The 14,435-nt window shown below is 67.4% G+C and carries 16 protein-coding genes; all 16 read right to left on the bottom strand.

Annotated elements, in window-relative coordinates:
• Positions 1–88: 88 nt before the first annotated feature.
• Positions 89–388 (bottom strand): 30S ribosomal protein S17, encoded by a 300-nt coding sequence (rpsQ, locus tag FLX08_RS01600; RefSeq protein ID WP_142616386.1) that lies wholly within the window; start codon positions 386–388, stop codon positions 89–91.
• Entirely contained in the window at positions 381–617 is a 237-nt protein-coding gene (rpmC, locus tag FLX08_RS01595) for a 50S ribosomal protein L29 (protein ID WP_030508328.1), read from the bottom strand. The genes rpsQ and rpmC overlap by 8 nt, the downstream gene beginning before the upstream one ends.
• Positions 617–1,036, bottom strand: coding sequence for a 50S ribosomal protein L16 (gene rplP, locus FLX08_RS01590; protein ID WP_030508327.1), 420 nt, complete (start codon positions 1,034–1,036; stop codon positions 617–619). The genes rpmC and rplP overlap by 1 nt, the downstream gene beginning before the upstream one ends.
• Before the next feature lie 2 nt (positions 1,037–1,038).
• On the bottom strand, positions 1,039–1,884 hold the full coding sequence (gene rpsC / locus FLX08_RS01585) for a 30S ribosomal protein S3 (protein ID WP_076432510.1): 846 nt from the start codon (positions 1,882–1,884) through the stop codon (positions 1,039–1,041).
• Complete coding sequence (gene rplV / locus FLX08_RS01580; RefSeq protein ID WP_036328517.1) at positions 1,884–2,237, bottom strand: 50S ribosomal protein L22; 354 nt, start codon at positions 2,235–2,237, stop codon at positions 1,884–1,886. The genes rpsC and rplV overlap by 1 nt, the downstream gene beginning before the upstream one ends.
• A gap of 33 nt (positions 2,238–2,270) precedes the next feature.
• Complete coding sequence (gene rpsS / locus FLX08_RS01575) at positions 2,271–2,549, bottom strand: 30S ribosomal protein S19 (RefSeq protein ID WP_030508324.1); 279 nt, start codon at positions 2,547–2,549, stop codon at positions 2,271–2,273.
• An 11-nt stretch (positions 2,550–2,560) separates the two neighbouring features.
• A complete protein-coding gene (gene rplB / locus FLX08_RS01570; RefSeq protein WP_076432507.1) occupies positions 2,561–3,397 on the bottom strand; it encodes a 50S ribosomal protein L2 in 837 nt (278 codons plus the stop codon).
• A gap of 129 nt (positions 3,398–3,526) precedes the next feature.
• Positions 3,527–3,829, bottom strand: coding sequence for a 50S ribosomal protein L23 (gene rplW, locus FLX08_RS01565; protein ID WP_076432505.1), 303 nt, complete (start codon positions 3,827–3,829; stop codon positions 3,527–3,529).
• Positions 3,829–4,479, bottom strand: coding sequence for a 50S ribosomal protein L4 (gene rplD / locus FLX08_RS01560; RefSeq protein ID WP_142616384.1), 651 nt, complete (start codon positions 4,477–4,479; stop codon positions 3,829–3,831). Before rplD ends, rplW begins: the two co-directional genes overlap by 1 nt.
• Positions 4,476–5,132 (bottom strand): 50S ribosomal protein L3, encoded by a 657-nt coding sequence (gene rplC / locus FLX08_RS01555; RefSeq protein WP_142616382.1) that lies wholly within the window; start codon positions 5,130–5,132, stop codon positions 4,476–4,478. Before rplC ends, rplD begins: the two co-directional genes overlap by 4 nt.
• A gap of 13 nt (positions 5,133–5,145) precedes the next feature.
• Complete coding sequence (gene rpsJ, locus FLX08_RS01550; protein WP_012887830.1) at positions 5,146–5,454, bottom strand: 30S ribosomal protein S10; 309 nt, start codon at positions 5,452–5,454, stop codon at positions 5,146–5,148.
• A 245-nt stretch (positions 5,455–5,699) separates the two neighbouring features.
• Positions 5,700–6,893 (bottom strand): elongation factor Tu, encoded by a 1,194-nt coding sequence (gene tuf / locus FLX08_RS01545; RefSeq protein ID WP_036328531.1) that lies wholly within the window; start codon positions 6,891–6,893, stop codon positions 5,700–5,702.
• Positions 6,894–6,992: 99 nt separating this feature from the next.
• Positions 6,993–9,041, bottom strand: a complete 2,049-nt coding sequence (gene fusA / locus FLX08_RS01540) for an elongation factor G (protein WP_244312278.1) — start codon at positions 9,039–9,041, stop codon at positions 6,993–6,995.
• An 84-nt stretch (positions 9,042–9,125) separates the two neighbouring features.
• Positions 9,126–9,596, bottom strand: a complete 471-nt coding sequence (gene rpsG, locus FLX08_RS01535) for a 30S ribosomal protein S7 (protein WP_142616379.1) — start codon at positions 9,594–9,596, stop codon at positions 9,126–9,128.
• A 1-nt stretch (position 9,597) separates the two neighbouring features.
• Positions 9,598–9,972 carry a 30S ribosomal protein S12 gene (gene rpsL, locus FLX08_RS01530; RefSeq protein ID WP_030508316.1) on the bottom strand — a complete coding sequence of 125 codons (375 nt, stop codon included), beginning with the start codon at positions 9,970–9,972 and terminating at the stop codon, positions 9,598–9,600.
• Positions 9,973–10,533: 561 nt separating this feature from the next.
• Positions 10,534–14,409: a DNA-directed RNA polymerase subunit beta' gene (locus FLX08_RS01525; RefSeq protein WP_142616377.1), complete on the bottom strand. Its 3,876-nt coding sequence runs from the start codon at positions 14,407–14,409 to the stop codon at positions 10,534–10,536.
• Positions 14,410–14,435 lie beyond the last annotated feature (26 nt).

Below are 14,435 nucleotides of genomic sequence, written 5' to 3'. Positions count from 1 at the left end.
CGGGCGGACGGGACCGATGGCCGGCCCCGCCCCTTGGACACCATCATGGGGGGCGGTCTCCCACCCCCCACGAGGCGCGTCTTTGGTGTTACTTGGCCTTCTCGAGGATCTCGACGACCCGCCACCGCTTGGTGGCCGACAGCGGCCGGGTCTCCATCAGGAGGACGCGGTCGCCGACGCCGCAGACGTTCTGCTCGTCGTGGGCCTTGTACTTTGTCGTACGGCGGATGACCTTGCCGTACAGCGGGTGCTTGACGCGGTCCTCGACAGCGACGACGACGGTCTTGTCCATCTTGTCGCTGACGACCAGGCCCTCGCGGGTCTTGCGGTAGTTCCGCTGCGTCTCCGCGGTCGTCTCAGTGGTCGGGGTCTCGGTTGCTTCAGACATCGCTCGGCTCCTTCTCGACCGTGACGATTCCGAGCTCGCGCTCGCGCATCACGGTGTAGATGCGGGCGATCTCGCGGCGGACGGCGCGCAGCCGCCCGTGGCTCTCCAGCTGACCCGTCGCCGACTGGAAGCGGAGGTTGAACAGCTCCTCCTTGGCTTCCTTCAGCTTCTGGACCAGCACCTCCTGGTCCTCGACACGCAGCTCCGCGGCGGTCAGACCCTTAGCCATCACGCCTCACCCACTTCACGCTTGACGAAACGGCACTTCATGGGGAGCTTGTGCATCGCACGCCGCATGGCCTCACGGGCCACGGGCTCGGCGACACCGGACAGCTCGAACATGACACGGCCGGGCTTGACATTGGCGATCCACCACTCCGGAGAACCCTTACCGGAACCCATGCGGGTCTCGGCCGGCTTCTTCGTGAGGGGGCGGTCCGGGAAGATGTTGATCCACACCTTGCCGCCACGGCGGATGTGCCGGGTCATGGCGATACGCGCGGCCTCGATCTGACGGTTGGTCACGTAGGAGTGCTCAAGCGCCTGAATGCCGAACTCGCCGAAGACGACCCGGGTGCCGCCCTTGGCGGCGCCGCTACGGTCGGGCCGGTGCTGCTTGCGGTGCTTGACCCTGCGCGGGATCAGCATGGTCAGCTCCCTTCAGCACCCGGCTGCTCCGCCGGGCCGGTCTCGGGGGCGGCCTGCGCGGCCGCCTCAGTCCTGGGTGCACGGTCGTTACGGCCCGCGCCGCCACGACGCGGACGCTCGCCGCCACGACGCGGACGCTCGCCCGCGCCACCGCGACGGTCGTCGCGCTCACGACGCTGGCTCGCGCGGGCGCCGGCCGCGGCCGCCTCCCGCTCGGAGCGGCTGGTCGGGGCCTCGCCCTTGTAGATCCACACCTTCACGCCGATGCGGCCGAAGGTGGTGCGGGCCTCGTAGAAGCCGTAGTCGACGTCCGCACGGAGCGTGTGCAGGGGCACGCGGCCCTCGCGGTAGAACTCCGAGCGCGACATCTCGGCGCCGCCCAGACGGCCGGAGCACTGGACACGGATGCCCTTGGCCCCGCTCTTCATGGCGGACTGCATGGCCTTACGCATGGCCCGGCGGAACGAGACGCGGCTGGACAGCTGCTCGGCCACGCCCTGCGCGACGAGCTGCGCGTCGATCTCGGGGTTCTTCACCTCGAGGATGTTCAGCTGGACCTGCTTCTTGGTCAGCTTCTCCAGGTCGCCGCGGATGCGGTCGGCCTCGGCGCCGCGGCGGCCGATGACGATGCCCGGCCGGGCGGTGTGGATGTCGACCTGGACGCGGTCGGTCGTGCGCTCGATCTCGACCTTGGAGATGCCGGCCCGCTCCATGCCCTTCTGCAGCATGCGGCGGATCGCCACGTCCTCGGCGACGTACGACTTGTACAGCTTGTCGGCGTACCACCGGCTCTTGAAGTCGGTCGTGATGCCGAGGCGGAACCCGTGCGGGTTAACCTTCTGGCCCACTAGCGGGTCCTTCCCTTCGGCTCGCGGGACTCCACGATCACGGTGATGTGGCTGGTCCGCTTGTTGATCCGATAGGCACGACCCTGGGCACGCGGGCGGAAGCGCTTGAGCGTCGGGCCCTCGTCGACCCACGCCCGGCTCACGAAGAGCGTGTCCCGGTCGAGCTTGAAGTTGTGCTCAGCGTTCGCGATCGCGCTCGAGAGCACCTTGTAAACGGTCTCGCTCGCCGACTGGGGAGCGAACTGCAGCACGGCCTGCGCCTCCGAAGCGGGCAGCCCGCGAATGAGGTCCACCACGCGGCGGGCCTTCCGGGGCGTGTGGCGCGCGTACCGCGCCTGTGCCCTGGCTTCCATCGCTTTCTCCTCTAACTGCTGGCTTGAAGGCGCTTACCGCCGGCTGCGGCGGTCTTCCTTGACGTGGCTGCGGAACGTCCGCGTGGGGGCGAACTCACCGAGCTTGTGACCGATCATCGACTCGGTGACGAACACCGGGACGTGCTTGCGACCGTCGTGCACGGCGATCGTGTGACCGATCATGTCGGGCACGATCATGGAGCGCCGCGACCACGTCTTGATGACGTTCTTGGTGCCCTTCTCGTTCTGGGCGTCCACCTTCTTCTGAAGGTGATCGTCCACGAAGGGACCCTTCTTAAGACTACGTGGCATTTCGGCTGCTCCTACCGCTTCTTCCTCTTGCTCCGACGACGGATGATCAGCCGGTCGCTGGGCTTGTTCGGCTGCCGGGTACGGCCCTCGGGCTTACCCTTCGGGTTCACCGGGTGACGACCACCGGAGGTCTTGCCCTCACCACCACCGTGCGGGTGGTCGACCGGGTTCATGGCGACACCGCGCACCGTGGGGCGCTTGCCCTTCCAGCGGTTGCGGCCGGCCTTGCCGATGCTGATGTTGCCCTGCTCGGCGTTGCCCACCTGGCCCACCGAGGCCCGGCAGCGCACGTCGACCTGGCGCATTTCTCCGGACGGCATACGCAGCGTGGCGTACATGCCCTCCTTGGCGAGCAGCTGGATCTGCGCGCCGGCGCTGCGGCCGAGCTTGGCGCCGCCACCCGGGCGGAGCTCCACCGCGTGGATGAAGGTACCGGTCGGGATGTTGCGCAGCGGCAGGCAGTTGCCCGGCTTGATGTCGGCCGTGGGGCCGTTCTCGATCCGGTCCCCCTGCTTGAGGCCGACCGGGGCGAGGATGTAGCGCTTCTCGCCGTCGGCGTAGTGGAGCAGCGCGATGCGGGAGGTCCGGTTCGGGTCGTACTCGATGTGCGCGACCTTGGCCGGGATCCCGTCCTTGTCGTGGCGGCGGAAGTCGATGATCCGGTAGGCGCGCTTGTGCCCGCCTCCCTGGTGCCGGGCGGTCACCCGGCCGTGGACGTTACGGCCGCCCTTGCTGTGCAGTGGGGCAAGCAGCGACTTCTCCGGGGTGCTGCGCGTGATCTCGGCGAAGTCCGAGACGCTCGCGCCGCGACGACCCGGAGTCGTCGGCTTGTACTTACGGATGCCCATCTCTTTCGTTCATCCTTCGTCGGTTCGTACCGGTCGGGGTCCGCCTCTCGGCGGTCCCCGCGGTGCTTACTCAATGGGGCGAGTCCCTCGCTCGGTGGCGAGGGGCCCCTCTCCCCGCTGCGGCAGGTGCTAGCCGATCTGACCGAAGATGTCGATCCGCTCGCCCTCGGCCAGGCTCACGATCGCGCGCTTGGTGTCCGGGCGCTGGCCGTAGCCGTGCCGGGTCCGCTTGCGCTTGCCCTGGCGGTTGATCGTGTTCACGCCGGTCACCTTGACGCCGAAGATCTGCTCGACGGCGATCTTCACCTGCGTCTTGTTGGCACCCTTGCGCACCAGGAACGTGTACTTGTTGTGCTCATCGATCAGGCCGTAGCTCTTCTCGGAGACGATCGGCTTGAGGATGATGTCGCGCGGGTCGGCGATCTTCTGCATCAGGCCTCTTCCTTCCCGCTGTTCGCCAGCCGGGCCACGACCTGGTCGTAGGCCTCACGGGTGAAGACCACGTCGTCGTGGCACAGCACGTCGTAGGTGTTCAGCTGTCCCGCGTCCAGCAGGTGGACCTCGGGCGCGTTGCGCAGGCTGAGCCAGGTCAGCTCGTCGTTCTCGTCGACCACGACGAGCACGCTGCGGGCCTGCGTGATCTTGCGCAGCGCCTCCAGGGTGGCCCTGGTCTTGGGCGTGTCACCCGTGACCAGGCTGTCCACCACGTGGACGCGGCCGCCGCCGGCCCGGTCGGACAGCGCACCCTTGAGGGCGGCCGCCTTCATCTTCTTGGGCGTCCGCTGCTCGTACGAGCGCGGCTGCGGGCCGTGGACGACGCCACCGCCGGCGAACTGCGGCGCGCGGGTCGAGCCCTGGCGGGCGCGGCCGGTGCCCTTCTGCCGGTACGGCTTCTTGCCGCCGCCGGAGACGTCACCACGGGTCTTGGTGGCGTGGGTGCCCTGCCGGCGAGCGGCGAGCTGGGCGACGACCACCTGGTGGATCAGCGGGACGTTGACCTTGGCACCGAAGACCTCCTCGGGGAGGTCGACGGTCCCCGTCTTGGCGCCGCTGGCGTCGAGGACGTCAATGGTCGTGGTCACTTCGCAGCAACCCCCTTCTTGGCAGCGGTGCGGAGGAGGACCAGGCTGCCGTTGGCGCCGGGGATCGCACCCTTGATCAGGATGAGGCCCTTCTCGGCGTCCACGGCGTGCACCTTGAGGCTCTGGACCGTCGTGCGGACGTTGCCCATCCGGCCGGCCATGCGCACGCCCTTGAAGACCCGGCCCGGGGTGGCGCAGCCACCGATGGAGCCGGGGGAGCGGTGCTTGCGCTGGGTACCGTGCGAAGCGCTCAGACCACGGAAGTTGTGGCGCTTCATGACACCGGCGTAGCCCTTGCCCTTGCTCTTGCCCGTGACGTCGACGTACTGCCCGGACTCGAAGGTGTCGGCGAGGAGCTCCTGGCCGACCGTGTACTCGGAGGCGTCGTCGGTGCGAACCTCGGCGAAGTAGCGGCGCGGGGTGATGTCGTGCTTGCGCAGGTAGTCGCCCAGGGGCTTGTTCACCTTGCGCGGGTCGATCTGTCCGTAGCCGAGCTGGACGGCGGAGTAGCCGTCCTTCTCCGGAGTGCGGACCCGGGTCACCACGCACGGACCGGCCTCGACGACGGTGACCGGGATCACCCGGTTCGCCTCGTCGAAGACCTGGGTCATGCCGAGCTTCTTGCCCAGGACGCCCTTGATCTGCTTAGCCATGTCAGTGCGTTCCTTAGAGCTTGATCGAGATGTCCACGCCGGCGGGAAGGTCGAGACGCATGAGCGAGTCGACCGTCTTCGGCGTCGGGTCGATGATGTCAATCAGCCGCTTGTGCGTACGCATCTCAAAGTGCTCGCGGCTGTCCTTGTACTTGTGCGGCGACCGGATGACGCAGTACACGTTCTTCTCGGTCGGCAGCGGCACCGGGCCAGCGACCTTGGCGCCGGTCCGCGTCACCGTCTCGACGATCTTCTTGGCCGAGCTGTCGATGACCTCGTGGTCATACGCCTTGAGCCGGATGCGGATCTTCTGTCCCGCCATAATGGCCTCGGTGTCCTTCGCTGTCGTCCTATAAAGCTTCACGCGGCCTGGTGCCGCAGGTCTTTTCCACGTGACCGACGCCCCGGAGCCTGTCCGGTCCTCCGTGATCTGGCAGTGGCTTCGGTCGAGGTGCGGCCGAAAGCACTGCGAGATCACGGTCTCGTCGTCCGTGGGAGGCCGTTTCCGGCCCCTCCGTGGCGCGGCGGTCAGGCCCTCACGGGCCCGACCGCCGCCCAGCGGTGCTACTACTTGATGATCTTCGTCACACGGCCGGCGCCGACGGTGCGGCCACCCTCGCGGATCGCGAACTTGAGGCCCTCCTCCATCGCGATCGGCTGGATGAGCTGGACGGTCATCTCGGTGTTGTCACCGGGCATGACCATCTCGGTGCCCTCCGGCAGGTTCACGACACCGGTCACGTCCGTGGTACGGAAGTAGAACTGCGGCCGGTAGTTGTTGAAGAACGGCGTGTGGCGGCCGCCCTCGTCCTTGGACAGGATGTAGACCTGCGCCTCGAACTCGGTGTGCGGGGTGGTCGTGCCCGGCTTGATGACACACTGGCCGCGCTCGACGTCCTCGCGCTTGATGCCGCGCAGGAGCAGACCGACGTTGTCACCGGCCTGGCCCTCGTCGAGGAGCTTGCGGAACATCTCGACGCCGGTGACGGTCGTCGTGGTGCTCTTCTCCTTGATGCCGATGATGTCGACGGTCTCGTTGACCTTGACGACACCGCGCTCGATACGGCCGGTGACGACGGTGCCGCGACCGGTGATCGAGAACACGTCCTCGATCGGCATGAGGAACGGCTTGTCGGTGTCACGAACGGGCTCGGGGACGTTCTCGTCCACGGCGTTCATGAGCTCGATGATGGAGTCGCCCCACTTCTCGTCGCCCTCGAGCGCCTTGAGCGCCGAGACGCGCACGACCGGCAGGTCGTCGCCCGGGAACTCCTGGGCGGACAGCAGCTCGCGGACCTCGAGCTCGACGAGCTCCAGGATCTCCTCGTCGTCGACCATGTCGGCCTTGTTGAGGGCCACGACGATGTAGGGAACGCCGACCTGGCGGGCCAGGAGGACGTGCTCCTTCGTCTGCGGCATCGGACCGTCGGTCGCCGCGACCACCAGGATCGCGCCGTCCATCTGGGCGGCACCGGTGATCATGTTCTTCACGTAGTCGGCGTGACCGGGGCAGTCCACGTGGGCGTAGTGGCGCTTCTCGGTCTGGTACTCGACGTGCGCGATGGAGATGGTGATTCCGCGAGCCTTCTCCTCGGGCGCCTTGTCGATCTTGTCGAACGGGGTCGCCTCGTTGAGCTGCGGGAAACGGTCGTGAAGCACCTTGGTGATCGCCGCGGTCAGAGTGGTCTTGCCGTGGTCGATGTGCCCAATGGTGCCGATGTTCACGTGCGGCTTGTTCCGCTCGAACTTGGCCTTGGCCACTGGTCTGTCTCCTTAGAGATTCTGACTTGACTTTCGTCTTCTACCTCAGGCTCGGCACGGCGGGGCGCCCTGAGGCGCTCCGCCGTACCGCGAGCGGAACTATTCGCCCCGAGCCTTCGCGACGATCTCCTTGGCGATGCCCGGGGGCACCTCCGCGTAGGAGTCGAACTGCATGCTGTAGCTCGCCCGCCCCTGAGTGCGGCTGCGCAGGTCGCCCACGTAGCCGAACATCTCGGAGAGCGGAACGAGCGCCCTGATCACACGGGCGCCGGACCGTTCGTCCATTGCCTGGATCTGTCCGCGACGACCGTTGAGGTCGCCGATGACGTCTCCCATGTAGTCCTCGGGCGTGGTGACCTCGACGGCCATCATCGGCTCGAGGAGTACGGCGTCTGCCTTGCGCGCGGCCTCCTTGAAGGCCATCGAGCCGGCAATCTTGAAGGCCATTTCCGACGAGTCGACCTCGTGGAAGGCACCGTCCTGAAGCGTGACCTTGACGCCGACCATCGGGTAGCCGGCGAGCACGCCGAACTCGGCCGCCTCCTGCGCGCCCGCGTCCACCGACGGGATGTACTCCCGCGGGATGCGGCCACCGGTGACCTTGTTCTCGAACTCGTAACCGTCGTTGCCCTCGCCGAGCGGCGCCAGGTCGATGATCACGCGCGCGAACTGGCCGGAACCACCGGTCTGCTTCTTGTGCGTGTACTCGACCTTCTCCACCTTGCGGCGGATGGTCTCGCGGTAGGCGACCTGCGGGCGACCGACGTTCGCCTCGACCTTGAACTCGCGGCGCATCCGGTCGACGAGGATCTCCAGGTGGAGCTCGCCCATACCCCAGATGACGGTCTGGCCGGTCTCCTCGTCACGGCGGACCTGGAAGGACGGGTCCTCCTCGGCCAGCCGCTGGATCGCGGTCGACAGCTTCTCCTGGTCGCCCTTGGTCTTGGGCTCGATGGCCACGTTGATGACCGGCGCCGGGAACGTCATCGACTCGAGGACGACCTGCTTGACCGGGTCGGAGAGGGTGTCACCAGTGGTGGTGTCCTTCAGACCCATGACGGCGACGATCTGACCAGCGGTCGCGGTGGGGCGCTCCTCGCGCTTGTTCGCGTGCATCTGGTAGATCTTGCCGATCCGCTCCTTCTTGCCCTTGACCGAGTTCACCACAGTGGTGCCGGCCTCGAGCGTCCCGGAGTAGACGCGGATGTAGGTGAGCTTGCCCAGGTGCGGGTCGCTCATGATCTTGAACGCCAGCGCCGCGAACGGCTCGGTCGGGTCCGGGTGGCGCTCGATGATCTCCTCCTCGTTGCCCACCGCGTGGCCCTTGAAGGCCGGGATGTCGGTGGGAGCCGGGAGGTAGGCGACGATCGCGTCGAGCAGGGGCTGCACGCCCTTGTTCTTGAACGCGGTGCCGCACAGGACCGGGTTGATCGCGCCGCTGATGGTCGCCCGGCGGATCGCGGCGACAAGCTGCTCCTCGGACGGCTCGACGCCCTCCAGGAAGAGCTCCATGAGCTCGTCGTCGTTCTCGGCGACGGTCTCGACGAGCTTGTCGCGCCACTCACGGGCCGCGTCGGCGTGGTCGGCCGGGATGTCGACGGTGTCGTACATCTCGCCCTTGGCCGCCTCGGCGCTCCAGAGCAGGCCCTTCATCTTCACCAGGTCGATGACGCCCTTGAAGTCGGCCTCGACGCCCCAGGGAAGCTGGATGACCGCCGGCGTGGAACCCAGCCGGTTGATCATCATGTCGACACAGCGGTGGAACTCCGCGCCGACCCGGTCCATCTTGTTCACGAAGCAGATGCGGGGCACGCCGTACCGGTCGGCCTGGCGCCAGACCGTCTCCGACTGCGGCTCCACGCCGGCGACGCCATCGAACACCGCGACCGCGCCGTCGAGAACACGCAGCGACCGCTCGACCTCGATGGTGAAGTCCACGTGTCCGGGCGTGTCGATGATGTTGATCGTGTGATCAAGCCAGCTGCAGGTGGTCGCGGCGGAGGTGATGGTGATGCCGCGCTCCTGCTCCTGCTCCATCCAGTCCATGGTGGCAGCGCCCTCATGAACCTCACCGATCTTGTAGTTGATGCCGGTGTAGAACAGGATGCGCTCAGTCGTCGTGGTCTTGCCCGCGTCGATATGGGCCATGATCCCGATGTTGCGGACCCTGGCCAGGTCAAGAGCGGTCGTGGTGGCCACTTCTTCGCGTCCTTAACTCGTCGTCGGTGCTCACTACCAGCGGTAGTGGGCGAAGGCCTTGTTGGACTCGGCCATCTTGTGCGTGTCCTCGCGCCGCTTGACGCTGGCGCCGAGGCCGTTGCTCGCGTCGAGCAGCTCGTTCATGAGCCGCTCGGTCATGGTCTTCTCGCGGCGTGCGCGGGAGTACTGGACGATCCACCGCAGCGCCAGCGTGGTGCTGCGCGAGGCCTTGACCTCGACCGGCACCTGGTAGGTGGCGCCACCGACACGGCGGCTCTTCACCTCGAGCGTCGGGCGGACGTTGTCGAGAGCGCGCTTGAGGGTGACGACCGGGTCGTTGCCGGTCTTCTCCCTGCAGCCCTCGAGGGCGCCGTAGACGATCGACTGCGCGAGGGAGCGCTTGCCGTCCAGGAGAACCTTGTTGATCAGAGCGGTGACCAGCGGCGAGTTGTGCACCGGGTCAGCGACCAGCTGGCGGCGGCCAGGGGAACCCTTGCGCGGCATGTCAGCTCTTCTCCTTCTTCGCGCCGTAGCGGCTACGGGCCTGCTTGCGGTTGCGGACGGCCTGAGTGTCCAGCGAACCACGGATGATCTTGTAGCGAACACCCGGCAGGTCCTTCACACGACCACCGCGCACGAGCACCATCGAGTGCTCCTGGAGGTTGTGGCCCACCCCAGGGATGTAAGCCGTGACCTCGATGCCGTTGGTGAGCCGAACACGGGCCACCTTGCGCAGCGCCGAGTTGGGCTTCTTGGGGGTCGTCGTGTAAACGCGGGTGCAAACGCCGCGCCGCTGCGGGCTCCCCTTGAGGGCAGGAGTCTTGGTCTTGCTGACCTTGTCCTGCCGGCCCTTACGGACCAACTGCTGAATGGTGGGCACCGCGTCTCCGTTTCGTGCCTAGCCGGTGATACGTAGGACCCGGTCGAGGTGGCGAGGCCGCCTCTCACAGGCTTGCAGGTACTGCCGGTGTCATGACCTGCTGGTTTTCCATCCCCTTCGACCCCCGCGGTCGGGCGTGTCGCGCTCTTGTCGCATCACACCCGGGCAGATCCGGTCGATCTGGAGGAGTCACGCGGCGCCCCCCGCACGCCCCTCTCGTCGAGAAGCGGCATTTGAGCGCACGCATGCGAGCCCACAGACGGGCACGAGGGTAGAGCTTACCCTTCCCCGTACAACACGTCAAAACAGAGGAGGACGCCCCGGAGGGACGTGCCCCGCTGTCTTGACGTGCCACTGCGCCGACGGCCCAAGCCGGACCGTCGAAGGACTCGGCCTCCCATCATACCGCCCCCACGAGGCGCTTCTCACGGTTTCCACGCCGTCCCCGCCCGGCGTCCCGCGCGCACGCGGAACGCGGACAACGAAAAAGCGGCCCGGGGGATGCCCCGGACCGCTTTCCGTATGTCACCCGCCGCGGCGATCGCTCACCGCGGCGACCTGTCAACGGCCGTACTGGCCGAAGTCGTACTCCTCCAGCGGGACGGCCTCGCCGCTGCCGGAGCCGAAGGTGTAGTCCGCGGCCGAGCCGTCGTAGCCGCCGACCGTGTACATCGCGGCCTTGGCCTCCTCGGTCGGCTCCACCCGGATGTTGCGGTACTGGGGCATGCCCGTACCGGCCGGGATGAGCTTACCGATGATGACGTTCTCCTTGAGGCCGAGCAGCGAGTCGGACTTGGCGTGGATCGCCGCGTCGGTGAGGACTCGCGTCGTCTCCTGGAAGGACGCCGCCGACAGCCACGATTCGGTGGCCAGCGAGGCCTTGGTGATGCCCATCAGGACCGGACGGCCGGAGGCCGGCTGGCCGCCCTCCGCCACCGTCTGACGGTTGATGGCCTCGAAGCGCGGCCGCTCGACCAGCTCACCGGGCAGCAGCTCGGTGTCGCCGGACTCCAGCACGTTCACGCGCTTGAGCATCTGCCGGACGATGACCTCGATGTGCTTGTCGTGGATCGACACACCCTGCGAGCGGTAGACCTGCTGCACCTCGTCCACGAGGTGGAGCTGGACGGCACGCGGGCCGAGGATGCGCAGGACCTCGTTGGGGTTGCGCGCACCGGCGACCAGGAGCTGGCCGACGTCCACGTGCTGCCCCTCGGAGACCAGCAGCCGCGACCGCATCGACACCGGGTAGGCGACCTCCTCGGAGCCGTCGTCCGGAATGATGACGATCTTGCGGGTCTTGTCGGTCTCGTCGATCCGGACTCGGCCGGCGACCTCGCTGATCGGGGCCACACCCTTGGGGATGCGGGCCTCGAACAGCTCCTGGACACGCGGCAGACCGTGGGTGATGTCGGCGCCCGCCACACCACCGGTGTGGAAGGTACGCATGGTCAGCTGGGTGCCGGGCTCACCGATCGACTGGGCCGCGATGATGCCGACGGCCTCGCCGACGTCCACGAGCTTGCCGGTGGCCAGCGAACGGCCGTAGCAGGTCGCGCAGACACCGATCTTGGCCTCGCAGACGAGCGTGCTGCGGGTCCTGACCGTCTCGATGCCGGCGTTCACCAGCGCCGTCACGGTGTCGTCGTTGATGTCGACGCCCGCCGACGCGATGAGCTTGCCGTCCACCTCGACGTCCTCGGCCAGGATGCGGCCGTGCACGTTGCTCTCGGCGTTCTCCGCCTTGACCAGGTTGCCCTGGGAGTCGCGCTCGCCGACGTGCAGCGGGACGGCCCGGTCGGTGCCGCAGTCGATCTCGCGCACGATGACGTCCTGCGCGACGTCGACCAGACGACGGGTCAGGTAACCGGAGTCGGCGGTCCGCAGAGCGGTGTCCGCCAGACCCTTCCGCTGACCGTGGGTGGAGATGAAGTACTCCAGCACCGACAGGCCCTCACGGAAGGAGGACTTGATCGGGCGCGGGATCGTCTCACCCTTGGTGTTGGACACCAGGCCGCGGATGCCGGCGATCTGCCGGACCTGCATGCGGTTACCACGGGCGCCGGAGTTGACCATCATCCAGACCGGGTTGGTCGCCGGGAACGCGTTGACCATGTCGGTCTCGACGTCCGCCGTCGCGTGGGTCCAGATCTCGATGAGCTCCTGACGACGCTCCTCATCGGTGATCAGACCACGGTCGTACTCCCGCTGGACCTTGTCGGCCCTGCGCTCGTACGACTCCATGATCTCGGCCTTGTTCGGCGGCGCCACGACGTCCTCGATGGAGATCGTGACACCGGCGCGGGTCGCCCAGTAGAAGCCGGCGTCCTTCAGCGAGTCGAGCGCGTTGGCCACCTCCACCTTCGGGTACCGCTCGGCCAGCTCGTTGACGATCGCCGAGAGCTGCTTCTTGCCGACCTGGTAGTTCACGAAGGGGTAGTTGTCGGGCAGCGTCTGGTTGAACAGGCACCGGCCCAGCGTGGTCTCCAGCCGGATCGCGTCGCCGGGCTCCCAGCCCTCGGGGGCCTCCCAGCCGCGCGGCGGCGGGACGTCCTTGAGCCGCACCTGGACCTTGGCCTGGATGTCCAGCTCGTGGCGGTCGAAGGCCATGAGAGCCTCCGACACCGTCGCGAACACCCGGCCCTCGCCGACGCCGCCCTCCTTGTGCGTGGTCAGCCAGTAGAGACCGATGACCATGTCCTGGGTGGGCATCGTCACCGGCTTGCCGTCCGCCGGCTTGAGGATGTTGTTCGTCGACAGCATCAGGATCCGGGCCTCGGCCTGGGCCTCGGCCGACAGCGGCAGGTGCACCGCCATCTGGTCGCCGTCGAAGTCCGCGTTGAACGCGGTGCAGACGAGCGGGTGGATCTGGATGGCCTTGCCCTCGACGAGCTGCGGCTCGAAGGCCTGGATGCCCAGACGGTGCAGGGTGGGGGCGCGGTTGAGCAGCACCGGGTGCTCGGTGATGACCTCTTCCAGCACGTCCCACACGACCGGCTTGGACCGCTCGACCATCCGCTTGGCGGACTTGATGTTCTGCGCGTGGTTGAGATCGACCAGGCGCTTCATCACGAACGGCTTGAACAGCTCCAGCGCCATCTGCTTGGGCAGGCCGCACTGGTGGAGCTTGAGCTGCGGGCCGACGACGATGACCGAACGGCCGGAGTAGTCGACGCGCTTGCCGAGCAGGTTCTGCCGGAAACGACCCTGCTTACCCTTCAGCATGTCGCTGAGGGACTTCAGCGGACGGTTGCCGGGGCCCGTGACCGGGCGGCCGCGGCGGCCGTTGTCGAACAGGGCGTCGACGGCCTCCTGGAGCATCCGCTTCTCGTTGTTCACGATGATCTCGGGCGCGCCGAGGTCGAGCAGACGCTTGAGGCGGTTGTTCCGGTTGATGACCCGGCGGTACAGGTCGTTCAGGTCCGAGGTGGCGAAGCGGCCACCGTCGAGCTGGACCATCGGCCGCAGGTCCGGCGGGATCACCGGGATGCAGTCGAGGACCATGCCGCTCGGTGAGTTGCGGGTGTTGAGGAACGCCGCGACGACCTTGAGCCGCTTGAGGGCGCGGGCCTTCTTCTGGCCCTTGCCGCTGCGGATCGTCTCGCGCAGGTTCTCCGCCTCGGCCTCCAGGTCGAAGCTGGCGAGCCGCTCCTGGATGGCCTGGGCGCCCATGCCGCCGCGGAAGTAGCGGCCGAACCGGTCGCGCATCTCGCGGTAGAGCAGCTCGTCGCCCTCCAGGTCCTGGACCTTGAGGTTCTTGAAGCGGCTCCAGACCTCCTCGAGCCGGTCCAGCTCACGCTGGGCGCGGTCGCGGAGCTGGCGCATCTCGCGGTCGGCGCCCTCACGCACCTTGCGGCGGGCGTCGCCCTTGGCGCCGCTGGCCTCCAGCTCGGCCAGGTCGGCCTCGAGCTTCTTCTGGCGGGCCTCGATGTCGGCGTCACGGCGCTGCTCGATGTGCTGCCGCTCGACGGAGATCTTCGCCTCCAGCGACGGCAGGTCGCGGTCACGCATCTCGGTGTCGACATGCGTGATCATGTACGCCGCGAAGTAGATGACCTTCTCCAGGTCCTTCGGGGCCAGGTCGAGCAGGTAACCGAGGCGCGACGGGACGCCCTTGAAGTACCAGATGTGGGTGACCGGAGCGGCGAGCTCGATGTGGCCCATCCGCTCGCGGCGCACCTTGGCGCGCGTGACCTCGACGCCACAGCGCTCACAGATGATGCCCTTGAAGCGGACGCGCTTGTACTTGCCGCAGTAGCACTCCCAGTCCCGGGTCGGACCGAAGATCTTCTCGCAGAAGAGCCCGTCCTTCTCCGGCTTGAGGGTCCGGTAGTTGATGGTCTCCGGCTTCTTCACCTCGCCGTGCGACCACTGCCTGATGTCGTCGGCGGTCGCGAGGCCGATGCGCAGCTCGTCGAAGAAGTTGACGTCGAGCACTAGATAATCCCCTTTTGAATCAGACC

Source organism: Microbispora hainanensis (genome assembly GCF_006874475.1).
GTDB lineage: Bacteria > Actinomycetota > Actinomycetes > Streptosporangiales > Streptosporangiaceae > Microbispora > Microbispora hainanensis.
Note: the sequence above shows the minus strand (reverse complement) of the source record. Positions and strands in the feature narration are given on the sequence as shown.

Coding starts and splice junctions, on each gene's coding strand:
- rpsQ (WP_142616386.1), bottom strand. CDS start 388: ATGTCTGAAGCAACCGAGACCCCGACCACTGAGACGACCGCGGAGACG.
- rpmC (WP_030508328.1), bottom strand. CDS start 617: ATGGCTAAGGGTCTGACCGCCGCGGAGCTGCGTGTCGAGGACCAGGAG.
- rplP (WP_030508327.1), bottom strand. CDS start 1,036: ATGCTGATCCCGCGCAGGGTCAAGCACCGCAAGCAGCACCGGCCCGAC.
- rplV (WP_036328517.1), bottom strand. CDS start 2,237: ATGGAAGCCAGGGCACAGGCGCGGTACGCGCGCCACACGCCCCGGAAG.
- rpsS (WP_030508324.1), bottom strand. CDS start 2,549: ATGCCACGTAGTCTTAAGAAGGGTCCCTTCGTGGACGATCACCTTCAG.
- rplB (WP_076432507.1), bottom strand. CDS start 3,397: ATGGGCATCCGTAAGTACAAGCCGACGACTCCGGGTCGTCGCGGCGCG.
- rplW (WP_076432505.1), bottom strand. CDS start 3,829: ATGCAGAAGATCGCCGACCCGCGCGACATCATCCTCAAGCCGATCGTC.
- rplC (WP_142616382.1), bottom strand. CDS start 5,132: ATGGCTAAGCAGATCAAGGGCGTCCTGGGCAAGAAGCTCGGCATGACC.
- rpsJ (WP_012887830.1), bottom strand. CDS start 5,454: ATGGCGGGACAGAAGATCCGCATCCGGCTCAAGGCGTATGACCACGAG.
- fusA (WP_244312278.1), bottom strand. CDS start 9,041: ATGGCCCATATCGACGCGGGCAAGACCACGACGACTGAGCGCATCCTG.
- rpsG (WP_142616379.1), bottom strand. CDS start 9,596: ATGCCGCGCAAGGGTTCCCCTGGCCGCCGCCAGCTGGTCGCTGACCCG.